We start from the raw sequence: 11,359 nt of genomic DNA, 5'->3' as shown, positions 1-11,359 counted from the left end.
CGGGCCTTTTGAGGGACGGGTAGTCCGCGCAGCGGACCGAGCCCCCTGCTAATGGGGCGAGCCGTTCCGATTAGGCCCGCATCGCTCAGTCAGGGCGCACGCCGGCGCCTAAAGAACTCTACCCGTTGCACGAGCACGCACCCTCTTGCTTCATAAGAGAAAAAGACAAGCACCACTTCATCCCCACGAAAGCCCCGCTTTTGCAGAGCCAGATTGCGCTAACGCCCTCGCCCGTGGCTAGATACCGTCCATAAGGAGACCTCCTATGGATCTAAGCTGGACACCCGAAGAACGGCAGTTTCGCGAGACGGTGCGAGCCTTTGCGAACGACAAATTGCCGCAAGACATCCGTGACAAAGTACTGAAGCATCAGCGGCTGCATCGTGATGATTATGTGCGGTGGCATCGGATCTTGGCGGACCAGGGCTGGGGCGCACCGACGTGGCCGCAGGAGTTTGGCGGCACAGGCTGGAATGCCATCGAACGGTTGATTTTCGAGGTCGAGTGCTTCAAGGCCGGCGCGCCGCGTTTGCTGCCGTTTGGGTTGAGCATGATCGGCCCTGTGCTGATGAAATACGGCAGTGCCGAGCAGCAGCAGCGTTTGTTGCCTCGCATTGTCCGTGTCGATGATTGGTGGTGCCAAGGCTATTCCGAACCGGGCTCTGGATCTGACCTGGCGTCGCTGAAGACGCGCGCCGAGGTCGATGGGGATCATTATGTGATCAATGGGCAGAAGACCTGGACCACGCTGGCGCAGTATGCGGACTGGATGTTCTGTCTCGTGCGCACCGATCCCGAGGCCAAGGTGCAGCGCGGGATTTCGATGGTGTTGGTCGATATGCATTCGCCGGGTGTCAGCGTGAGGCCTATTCGTACCCTCGACGGCGGGCATGATGTCAATGAGGTATGGCTGGAGAATGTGCGTGTGCCTGTGGCCAATCGCGTCGGCGACGAGGGGCAGGGATGGACGTATGCGAAGTACTTGTTAGGCCACGAGCGCACGGGTATTGCGGGCTTGGGGCATTGCTATCGCGAGCTGAGCATTCTGAAGGAGATGGCAGCCCGTACATGGCTGCATGGCCGCCCCATTCTGGAGGACAGCCGGATGCGTGACCGGATTTCGCGCACGGAGGTCGACATCATGGCGCTGGAGATGTTGCTGTTGCGGGTCGCGGCGGCGCGTGGCGATGCGCCGGGGCCGGAGGCTTCTGTGCTGAAGATCCGAGGTTCCGAGATACAGCAGGATCTGGCGATGCTGCAGATGGAGATTGCCGGGCCGGACGCCTGGGCGTATGACCCGGACTGGATGGAGGCGGATGCACCATTTCACGGACCGGGGCCCGAGATGGCGGCAGCGGCCGGCGCAGGCTATGCCGATATGCGCAAGACCTCGATTTATGGCGGCACCACCGAGGTACAGAAAGGCATCATCGCTCGCATGATGTTGGGGCTTTGAGGCGGGACAGCGCAAGGGAAGAACACATCATGGATTTTGCATATACCGAAGAGCAACGCATGCTGGCCGATAGCCTGCGGCGTTTGGTGCAGGATGAATGGAGTTTTGCGGCACGGCGCGAGCGCGCGGCTACTGCGGCGCTGGATGGGCGTGCATGGCAGCAATTGGCCGAGCTGGGCGTGCTGGGGCTGACGATTGCGGCGGAGCACGGCGGTTTTGGCGAGGCGCCTGCCAGTTTATTGCCCGTGCATCTGGAATTGGGGCGTGGCCTGGTTTCCGAGCCCGTGATCCCGAGTGCAGTGATGAGTGCGGCATTGATTGCCGACTCTGCGGACGCGGCGACGCAGCAGCGATGGCTGCCGGCGCTGGCCTCAGGCGAGGCGATCGTGGCGCTGGCGTATCAGGAACCGGGGCGGCGTTACGAGACGGAGCCGTCATTGTGTACGGTGCAACCGGCCAATGACGAAGTCCTGCATCTGTCGGGGACCAAGCATCTGGTCTGGCATGGTGCGGCGGCGCAGGCCTGGGTTGTGTCGGCACGCGATGTCGACGATGAGCCCATGTTGTTGCTGGTGCCTGCGGATGCCCAAGGCGTACAGGTGCTGGATACGCCGACACTGGATCGTACGCGCTGCGCGCGCATCGAGTTTGATCGTACGCCCGTGACAGCGGATGCCGTGTTGGCGCGCGGACAAGCCGCCCGGGATGGGCTGGCTACGGCGCTGGGTTGGGGCACGGCTGCGCTGTGTGCGCATGCGGCTGGCGCCATGGAGCGTTTGCTGGAGATCACGATCGATTATCTCAAGACGCGGCGGCAGTTCGGCCAGCCCTTGGCCGCATTTCAGGTGTTGCAGCATCGTATGGCGGATATGTTGGTGGCAAAGGAGATGGCGTTGTCGATGGCCTACGTGGCTGCTGCGGCGCTGAGTGAACCGGATGTTGCTCAACGGCGCCGCATGTTGGCCAGCGCCAAACTCGAGGCGGCATGCGCTGGACGCTATGTGGCGCAAAGCGCTGTGCAATTGCACGGCGGGATGGGCATGACCGATGAACTGGAGGTCGGTGATTATTTCAAGCGCTTGACGGTGTTGGATCAGTTGTTCGGCGATAGCGCCGAGCAACTGGCGGTGCTGCAGTCGCTGGATTGAGATGCCGGGCGCTTCAGTGGCTTTGACCTGATGGGCCGCGAGCGTCAATGGCAGCACGGTAAGATTCGGGCTGTTTTGGAACTACCGGCCTCAATCGCGGATCGCTTGGCATGCCAGGGGAGTTTTTTCTGTGCGGCCACATCACATAACAGGATATAGGGAGCAACAGGTATGACGCAGGGTTACGAGCAGATTCAATTCACGCTGGAGAACGGTGTCGGCGTGATCACTTTGAATCGGCCGGATCGTTTGAACAGCTTCACGGCGGTGATGCACGGCGAGCTGGCCCGTGCGTTGGACACCCTGGAGGCGTGCGATGAGCTGCGCGGTCTGGTGATTACGGGCGCGGGACGCGGATTTTGTGCCGGGCAGGATCTGGGCGAACGCAAGCCGTTGCCGGAAGGGCAGCGGCGCGATTTGAGTGAAGGCCTGCGTAATTTTTATCGGCCGTTGATCCTGCGCCTGCGTGCGTTGCCGGTACCGGTGGTGTGCCTGGTCAATGGCGTGGCAGCCGGGGCAGGGGCCAGTCTCGCGTTGGCTTGTGATGTGGTGTATGCCGTGGAATCGGGACGCTTTATTCAGGCGTTCAGCAAGATCGGTTTGTTGCCGGACGCCGGTGGTACTTGGTTTCTGCCCCGTCTGGTGGGAACGGCGCGAGCCATGGGGGCCGCCTTGTTCGGCGAGACCGTGTCGGCTCGTCAGGCCGAGTCATGGGGGCTGATCTGGCGTTGCATCCCGGACGAGGCGTTGGACGAGACGCGCGAGCAGGTCGTACGCACCCTGGCTCAGGGGCCCACGCGCGCTTATGCGGCGACCAAGCAGGCGCTGTATGCCTCCAGCGGCAATACGTTGGCACAACAGTTCGATCTGGAGTGCGATTTGCAGCAACAGCTCGGCTATACCGATGACTATCTGGAAGGCATACGTGCCTTTGCAGAGAAACGCGCGCCCGCGTTTCAGGGAAAATAGCGATATTGCGCCACCCGCCGTGCGCGGTCGGGCGTTGTGCGAGGCAGGGGAACCGTATCCCCTGCATTCGGCGTTTCGAGGGCGCCGCCAGCATGAATTTCAGGCTGTTGAACCCGCCCTTGTAGAAATACGAATTCACAAAGGCGGGGCGCACGGGCATGCTGGTGGCCGCTCTGGTATACCGCTAAGGAATCTACATGACGTCTCCCAATCCTGCCGACTGGATCGGCAGCAGTGAAACTGTTGCCGATAATCTCGATGTTGGCCATGCCGCCCGTATCGCCGCAACGCTCAGCGAGCCCGCACCTGGCGTAGGCGACCCGCTGCCTCCGCTTTGGCAATGGGCTTTTTTTATTACCCCGGTCGGCATGGACGGGCTAGGCAGGGATGGTCACCCGGCGCGNGGCGGGTTCCTGCCGCCCGCCGATGATAGAAACCGGATGTGGGCAGGGGGGCGGGTCACGTTTCATCAACCCCTGCGGGTCGGGATTCCTGCCGAACGCCGCTCCACGGTGGCCGATGTGCGGGAGAAGACCGGCCGTACGGGGGCATTGTTGTTTGTGACCGTGCGTCACGAATACCACCAGGAGGGCGTGCTGGCGATCGAAGAAGAGCAGGACATCGTCTATCGGCAGCCATCGCCGCCCAAGCTCGTGGGCACGGACGCTCCGCCGGCATCGCAATGGCGCGAGCCCGTGGATCCGTCACCGGTGTTGCTGTTCCGTTATTCGGCTGTGACGTTCAACGGCCATCGGATTCATTACGATCATCCTTATGTCACGGGCACTGAGGGGTATCCTGGTCTGGTTGTGCACGGTCCAATGATCGCGACCTTCATGCTGGCCGCGTTCTGCCATGCGCATCCGGCGGCGCGTCTGGAGCATTTTTCCTATCGCGGTTTGCGCCCCTTGGTCGCGCCGACTCCCTTTGAGGTCGCCGGCCGTGTGGCTGAGCCCGGGCAGGCCGATCTATGGGCCGAGCAAGATGGCACCTTGGCTCACCAGGCGCAAATAAAGTTCTCCGCTTGATCGCTTCCCTCCTGAAGGAATGGTTTTTCGATGAGTAATACTCCTGCAGTCCGTCCGTTGGACGGCATTACCGTTATCAGTCTGGAACACGCGATCGCGGCGCCATTTTGCACCCGCCAACTGGCCGATATGGGCGCGCGCGTCATCAAGATCGAGCGTCCCGGCGCGGGCGATTTCGCCCGTGGCTATGACGAGCGCGTGCATGGCCTGTCGTCGCATTTCGTCTGGACCAATCGTTCCAAGGAAAGCCTGACGCTGGATTTGAAACACCCCGATGCAGCCGAAGTCATGCAGCGTTTGCTGGAATCGGCCGATGTGCTGGTACAGAACCTGGCGCCGGGCGCGGCGGATCGGCTGGGTTTGTCATTCGATGCCTTGCACGCCAAGCATCCGAAGCTGATCGTCTGCGATATTTCCGGCTACGGCGAGGGCGGACCCTACGAGCGTAAAAAGGCCTACGATCTGTTGATCCAAAGCGAAAGCGGTTTTGTCTCGGTGACGGGGTCGCCCGATGCGCCGGCCAAGGCCGGATGCTCGATTTCGGATATCGCGGCGGGGATGTACGCGTATTCGTCGATTCTGAACGCGCTGTTGCTGCGTCAACGCACGGGCCTGGGCAGCCGTCTGGATGTCTCCATGTTGGAAAGCATGGTCGAGTGGATGGGCTACCCCATGTACTACGCGTTCGAGGGGGCGACGCCGCCTCAGCGCGCGGGGGCGGCGCACGCCACGATATATCCCTACGGTCCGTTCCCGGTGGGCGATGGCGCGACCATCATGCTGGGTCTGCAAAATGAGCGCGAATGGCGGGTGTTTTGCGAGCGCGTGCTCAATCAGCCCGCGTTGGCCGACGACGAGCGGTTTGCATCGAACTCGCGCCGCGCTGCCAATCGCGACAGTCTGCGCGCGCTGATTGTGCAGGCTTTTGCCGAGTTGACCATCGATCAGGTGACGGATCGCCTGGAAACGGCCCAGATCGCCAATGCTCGCGTGAACGACATGAAAGACGTCTGGGCGCACCCGCAATTGCAGGCGCGCGATCGCTGGCGCGAGGTGGGCAGCCCGGCCGGTACGTTGCCGGCGCTCTTGCCGCCGGCATCCAGCAGCGCGTTTACGCCCCGTATGGATCCGATCCCGGCAGTGGGCGAAAACACCGATGCAGTGCTAGCATCATTGGGGTACGCGCCCGAGGACGTGGCGCGCTTGCGTGCTGCCGAGGTCGTCTGATGCCAACTGCTATTCGTACTGCCTTGTTCGTGCCGGCCAGCCGGCCTGAACGCATTCCCAAGGCCCTGGCCAGCGGGGCCGACATCGTGATCGTTGATCTGGAGGATGCGGTCGAGCATCTGGCCAAGGACAGCGCCCGCGAGGCGCTCTGCGATTTTCTGGGCACGCATCCCGATGTGCGGCTCTGGGTTCGTATCAACGACGTCTCGACGGCTTGGCACGATGACGACCTCAAGGCCTGTCGCAGTTTTCCTGGGGTAACGGCCATTATGCTGCCCAAGGCGGAAAGCCTGGCTCAGGTGCGCCATGCGGCACAGACGGGCGTCGATATCGTGCCCATCCTCGAGACTGCAGAGGGGATTTTGAATGCGGCCGAGATCGCGGCCACGCCGGGCGTGCAACGGTTGGCGTTTGGCAGCCTGGACTACGGCCTGGATCTGGGGTTGACGCCCGATACCGAAGGGGCGAATGTCGTGCTCGATCACGCCCGGGTGCAAGTATTGCTGCGCAGCAAAGCTGCTGATCTGCCCGCACCGTTGGATGGCGTGTTTCCTGGCGTCAAGGATACGGCTGGCATGCAGGCCGCCGCCGGCCGGGCCCGCGATATGGGGTTTGGCGGCATGCTGTGCATTCATCCCTCGCAGGTCGAGATCATTCACGAGGCCTTTCTGCCGCCTGCCGCCGATGTCGAGTGGGCGCGCCGCGTGGTGGCTGCGCATCGCGAAAGCGGCGCCGGCACGTTCATGTTCGAAGGCAAAATGGTCGATGCGCCTGTCATCGGGCGTGCCAGGCAATTGCTGGAGCGCGCGGGCGAGCAGGTCTAAGGTTGTGGCGGCTTGGCGGCAGGAAGGTAACCGCCAGTCCCTGCACGCCTTAGTCCACCCGTTCGATCGGTTGATCCGGCAACATCGACAGCAATTCGATCGCAGGCCCTTGCGTCAAGGTCAATGCTGGCGCGAGTTCGGATAGCGGCGCCAGTACGAACGCACGTTCATGCATGCGCGGATGCGGCAGCGTCAGGCGCGGCGTATCCATCGTTGTATCGCCATACAGCAGCAGATCCAGATCCAGCGTCCGTGGGGCGTTCTTATAAGGCCGCTGGCGGCCATGCTGGTTTTCCAGCGCCTGCAATACATCCAGCAGGTCGAGAGGCGTCAAGGTGGTGTCCAGCGCAGCGACGGCATTGATGTAGTCCGGGCCAGTGGCGTCTACGGGCGCTGTACGATAAAAATGCGAGGACAGGCAATGCAGGATGCCTGTCGTCTGGCACAGTTGCTCCAGTACCGTGCGCAAGGTGGCTTGCGCGTCTCCGAGATTGGCGCCCAGGCCTATGTAGGCGCGTTGGATGGTGGTCATCGGCAATGTATGGCGGCGCGGCTCAGTGAAGGAGGAATTCCGTTCCCGATAGGGGCGGGAACCGTCAGGCCTGATCGTGTTGCGCAGCCGGACGGCGCGGACGGCGACGGCGTTTGCGAGGTCCACTCGATTCCGCGGGATCTCGTGGCAGGTGAGCGAGTTCTTCGATCATGTCGGCACGGGTGGCGTCGTTGCCGTTGGCCAGGTCCATCCACCATTGCGCCAGCACGCTATCAAATTCCCCGGCCGCGGCACGCAACTGCAGAAAGTCGCAGGCGGCGCGAAAGCGCGGTTGTTCGATCATGCGGTAAATGGTCTTGCCCATGCGGCGTTCAAAGCGCGGTTGCATGAACCAGATCTCGCGCATGTCGGACGAGAAACGGCGTTGGATGGCGAGTTTTTCGGTTTGCTCGTCCAGCACTGAATCGGCGGCTTGAACCAGCGCGGGGATGTTGTGCTCCCCCTGTTCGCGCAATTGTTTCCAGCGCGATTCGACTTGTTGCCACAACAACGCGGCAAACAGGAAACTGGGGCTGATGCTCTTGCCTGCGCGCACGCGCGAATCGGTACGTTCCAGTGCGAGCTCGACGAAACGCTCGCCGCCAGGCTGTTCCAGCACGACATCCAACAGCGGCAGCAGGCCGTGATGCAAGCCGTCTGCGCGCAACTGGCGCAGGCAATCCATCGCGTGTCCGCAGGTCAAGAGCTTGAGCATCTCATCGAACAAGCGCGATGCCGGCACGTTCTCGATCAGCGAGGCCATGGTCTCGATGGGCTGGCGCGTCGCCGGGTCAATGCTGCCGTTGAGCTTGGCCGCAAAACGCACTGCGCGCAGCATGCGGACCGGGTCCTCGCGATAGCGCGTGGCGGGGTCGCCGATCATGCGAACCTGGCGTTTCTTCAGATCGTGCACGCCTTGGTGATAGTCGATCACCTCTTCGTTATGCGGATCGTAGTAGAGCGCGTTCATCGTGAAATCGCGCCGTGCTGCGTCTTGTTCCTGAGAACCAAAGACGTTGTCGCGCAGGATGCGGCCGTGCTCGTCGGTTTCCTGGTCTTGCGAAGCAGGGGCGCGAAAGGTCGAGGTCTCGATGATTTCCTGGCCAAAGACCACGTGCACCAATTGGAACCGGCGTCCAATGATGCGCGCGCGGCGGAACAGCGGGCGAATCTGTTCGGGGGTGGCGTTGGTGGCCACGTCGAAGTCTTTGGGTTCGAGGCCGACGATCAGGTCGCGTACCGCGCCGCCCACGATATAGGCTTCGTAGCCGTGCTGGCGCAAGACCTCACAGACTTTGATGGCATGGCGCGACACGTTGCGGCGATCGATGCCGTGTTTGTCGCTCGTAATGCGTTGGGGCCCCCGGGCCGCTGGTGAGAACAAGCGGCTGACGAATTTTTTTATGGTGTCGGTGATCATCAGGACTTGGCATCCTTTAGGTGTTCGAACAAGTCGAGCACTTTCCAGCCACGAGTTTGCGCGATCTCGCGCAGCGACGGGCTGGGGTTGGCCGCTACTGGGTGCGTGACAATTTCAAGCAGCGGTACATCGTTGATCGAATCGCTATAAAAGTACGATTCCGAAAAATTGGCAAGGGTCTGATTCATGCCCGCCAGCCATTGGTTCACGCGCACGACTTTGCCTTCTTTGAAGCTGGGCGTACCGTGAATGCGTCCGGTGTAGCGGCCATTGCGATACTCGGCGTCGGTGGCGATCAGGTGAGGGATGCCAAAAGCGCGGGCTATCGGGGCCGTGACAAAACCATTGGTCGCGGTCACGATGGCGCAGAGGTCCCCTGCAGCCAGATGCTGATCCACGATTTCAATGGCTTGCGGCGTGATACTGGGACGGATGACTTGCGTCATGAATTCTTCGTGCCAGGTGGCCAGGTCGAACGGCGTGTGCGCGGCCAGCAGGCCCAGCATGAACTCGGCCGCTTGTTCGGCGGTGAGCTGGCCCTGGTTGTAGCGGTCCATCAGGTCATCGTTGCGGCGGCGGGCTTCTGCCGGGTCGCCTGCGCGCCCTGTGCGCGCGAGAAAATCAGCCCATTGGTAATCGCTGTCCAGCGGCAGCAGGGTGTGGTCCAGGTCGAACAGCGCGAGTCGTTGGGGCATCATGTTTTTGGTGTATCGGAGTCTGCCAGCATGGCGCGTAGCAGGGGAATGGTGATCGGGCGACCGGTAGCCAGCGAATAACGATCCAGCGCATCGAGCAATACCGCCAATTTGCGGATATCGCGTTCGCGATGCGTCAGCATCCACTGGATGACTTCGGGTGCGAGTTGCAAGCCGCGCTCTGCCGCCTGTGCGGAGAGTGCAGCGAGCTTGTCCGCATCAGACAGCGGTTCAAGCCGGAATACGAGGTCCCAGCCCAAACGGGTGCGTAGGTCTTCGCGCAACGGCATAGAGAGTGGGGCGCGGTCGCCAGCCACAGCCAAAGCGAACGCGCGGCTGGTGGCCGCACATTCGCGCCACCGATTGTACAGGGCGAACAGCCCGGCCTGCCGGGCCTCGTCCATATCGTGGACATCGTCCACCGCGATCAACCGGGGCATGGCTGCGGCGGAGTCGGCATTGGCGAGCTGACGCAGGGCGCGGGCGTTTTGCCGGATATCGATGTAAGCGGCTCCGGGCGTGGTCGCCAGCCCTTTGAGCAGGTGGCTGCGGCCGCAGCCCGCTGCCCCCCACAGGTAGAGCGCCCGGCCAGGCATCAGCGCGCGCGCGGCCGCCAACGCTTCACCGTTGGGGCCGGCAATGTAGTTCTGCAGCGTAGGAGCGGGTGCGGGTAGAACGTCGAGCAGCAGCTGGCGATTCATGGGTCAAAATGTACACAAGGCAAGGGGCGCGCAAATCGTCAAAAAGACGGTCGGCGCGTTGCTTTGCGCCTGACATCGTAAAATGGCGGGCGCAGCACCCCGTAAACTCCGCAATTGTCACATACCCCACGGTTTTTCTCATGACGACTCAACCTTCTGCCCCCCTGACGTACCGCGACGCTGGTGTCGATATCGATGCAGGAGACGCCCTGGTCGACCGCATCAAGCCTTTGGCGGCCCGTACCATGCGTCCTGGCGTGCTGGCCGGTATCGGCGGATTTGGCGCCTTGTTCCAGGTTCCTGGGAAATATCGTGAGCCCGTCCTCGTGTCGGGCACGGACGGCGTTGGCACCAAGCTGCGCCTGGCCTTTGAATGGAATCGCCACGATACCGTCGGTATCGATTTGGTCGCGATGAGTGTCAACGACATCCTGGTCCAAGGCGCAGAGCCCTTGTTTTTCCTGGATTATTTCGCCTGCGGCAAGCTCGCCGTGGATACCGCCGCGTCTGTCGTGGGCGGCATTGCCCAAGGCTGCGAGCAGGCCGGTTGTGCGTTGATCGGTGGTGAAACCGCTGAAATGCCCGGCATGTACCCCGACGGCGAGTACGATCTGGCAGGTTTTGCGGTGGGCGCGGTGGACAAAGCCGACATCATCGACGGCAAATCCATCAAACCGGGCGACGTGGTGCTGGGCCTGGCCTCCAGCGGCGCGCATTCGAACGGTTATTCCCTGATCCGCAAGATCATAGAACGCGCCAACGCCAAGCCTACCGATGATTTCCACGGTCAACCGCTGGTCGACGTGGTGATGGCCCCGACCCGCATCTACGTCAAACAAGTGCTGGCTGCGCTGGCCAAGCACGGCACCGACATCAAGGGGTTGGCGCACATCACCGGCGGCGGTTTGTTGGACAACGTGCCCCGCATCCTGCAGAACGGCCTGTCGGCCAAGCTGTACCGTGATGGCTGGGAAATGCCCAAGCTGTTCCAGTGGCTGCAGCAGCAGGGCGGTGTCGAGGATACCGAGATGTATCGGGTGTTCAACTGCGGTATCGGCATGGTGCTGGTGGTGGATGCTGCTCAGGCCGATGCGATTGCCCAGACGCTGCGTGAGCAGGGTGAAACTGTCAGCAAGCTCGGAGAGATTGTCGAGCAGGCTGAGGGGATGGCGCAGACGTTTGTGGTCTGATGTCGCTGGTATTGCTTAGGGGAATCCTGCGGTCTTGTTTCATTCGGTATTTGTTCAGTGACCGAAGGGGGCAGGACTTGCAGGAGGGTGGCGTGCTTATTGGACGTCGAGCCGAGGCAATCGGGCCGTGAGGGCTTCACAAAGCCGGTCCGGCGCGCGGGCGCCGGAC

The 11,359-nt window shown here is 62.1% G+C and carries 11 protein-coding genes and 1 pseudogene; 8 read left to right on the top strand and 4 right to left on the bottom strand.

Annotation, left to right across the window (positions count from 1 at the left end; genetic code table 11):
• The first annotated feature begins 265 nt into the window (after window positions 1-265).
• The 7 genes and pseudogenes from ACNA0J_RS29345 (at window position 266) to ACNA0J_RS29315 (ending at window position 6,652) form a co-directional block, all read left to right on the top strand.
• Window positions 266-1,456: an acyl-CoA dehydrogenase family protein gene (locus ACNA0J_RS29345; RefSeq protein ID WP_415822542.1), complete on the top strand. Its 1,191-nt coding sequence runs from the start codon at window positions 266-268 to the stop codon at window positions 1,454-1,456.
• A gap of 29 nt (window positions 1,457-1,485) precedes the next feature.
• A complete protein-coding gene (locus tag ACNA0J_RS29340; protein ID WP_415822541.1) occupies window positions 1,486-2,604 on the top strand; it encodes an acyl-CoA dehydrogenase family protein in 1,119 nt (372 codons plus the stop codon).
• A 171-nt stretch (window positions 2,605-2,775) separates the two neighbouring features.
• Window positions 2,776-3,573 carry a 2-(1,2-epoxy-1,2-dihydrophenyl)acetyl-CoA isomerase PaaG gene (gene paaG / locus ACNA0J_RS29335; RefSeq protein ID WP_415822540.1) on the top strand — a complete coding sequence of 266 codons (798 nt, stop codon included), beginning with the start codon at window positions 2,776-2,778 and terminating at the stop codon, window positions 3,571-3,573.
• A gap of 197 nt (window positions 3,574-3,770) precedes the next feature.
• A pseudogene (locus ACNA0J_RS29330) lies at window positions 3,771-3,976 on the top strand (HTD2 family dehydratase); the annotation flags it as partial.
• Between the two features lies 1 nt (window position 3,977).
• A partial coding sequence (locus tag ACNA0J_RS29325) for an HTD2 family dehydratase (protein WP_415822539.1) occupies window positions 3,978-4,601 on the top strand: 624 nt, incomplete at its 5' end.
• A gap of 30 nt (window positions 4,602-4,631) precedes the next feature.
• Window positions 4,632-5,828, top strand: a complete 1,197-nt coding sequence (locus ACNA0J_RS29320; RefSeq protein WP_415822538.1) for a CaiB/BaiF CoA transferase family protein — start codon at window positions 4,632-4,634, stop codon at window positions 5,826-5,828.
• Entirely contained in the window at window positions 5,825-6,652 is an 828-nt protein-coding gene (locus tag ACNA0J_RS29315) for an HpcH/HpaI aldolase/citrate lyase family protein (protein ID WP_415822544.1), read from the top strand. The genes ACNA0J_RS29320 and ACNA0J_RS29315 overlap by 4 nt, the downstream gene beginning before the upstream one ends.
• A gap of 49 nt (window positions 6,653-6,701) precedes the next feature.
• Here ACNA0J_RS29315 and ACNA0J_RS29310 read toward each other — a convergent pair whose 3' ends face one another.
• The 4 genes from ACNA0J_RS29310 to hda all read right to left on the bottom strand — a co-directional run bounded on the left by ACNA0J_RS29310 (window position 6,702) and on the right by hda (window position 10,000).
• Window positions 6,702-7,184: a 2-amino-4-hydroxy-6-hydroxymethyldihydropteridine diphosphokinase gene (locus ACNA0J_RS29310; protein WP_415822537.1), complete on the bottom strand. Its 483-nt coding sequence runs from the start codon at window positions 7,182-7,184 to the stop codon at window positions 6,702-6,704.
• Window positions 7,185-7,248: 64 nt separating this feature from the next.
• Window positions 7,249-8,604 carry a polynucleotide adenylyltransferase PcnB gene (pcnB, locus tag ACNA0J_RS29305; protein ID WP_415822536.1) on the bottom strand — a complete coding sequence of 452 codons (1,356 nt, stop codon included), beginning with the start codon at window positions 8,602-8,604 and terminating at the stop codon, window positions 7,249-7,251.
• The gene (locus ACNA0J_RS29300; RefSeq protein ID WP_415822535.1) at window positions 8,604-9,302 is read right to left on the bottom strand and encodes an HAD family hydrolase; all 699 of its coding nucleotides are present in this window, start codon (window positions 9,300-9,302) and stop codon (window positions 8,604-8,606) included. Before ACNA0J_RS29300 ends, pcnB begins: the two co-directional genes overlap by 1 nt.
• Window positions 9,299-10,000, bottom strand: a complete 702-nt coding sequence (gene hda / locus ACNA0J_RS29295) for a DnaA regulatory inactivator Hda (RefSeq protein WP_415822534.1) — start codon at window positions 9,998-10,000, stop codon at window positions 9,299-9,301. Before hda ends, ACNA0J_RS29300 begins: the two co-directional genes overlap by 4 nt.
• Before the next feature lie 140 nt (window positions 10,001-10,140).
• Here hda and purM point away from each other — a divergent pair, with 140 nt between their 5' ends.
• Window positions 10,141-11,190, top strand: a complete 1,050-nt coding sequence (gene purM, locus ACNA0J_RS29290) for a phosphoribosylformylglycinamidine cyclo-ligase (protein WP_415822533.1) — start codon at window positions 10,141-10,143, stop codon at window positions 11,188-11,190.
• Window positions 11,191-11,359: the final 169 nt, after the last annotated feature.

The sequence above is a fragment of the Bordetella tumbae genome (genome assembly GCF_965139195.1).
GTDB classification, from domain to species: Bacteria; Pseudomonadota; Gammaproteobacteria; order Burkholderiales; family Burkholderiaceae_B; genus Bordetella_A; species Bordetella_A tumbae.
This window is presented reverse-complemented; position numbering and strand designations above follow the sequence as displayed.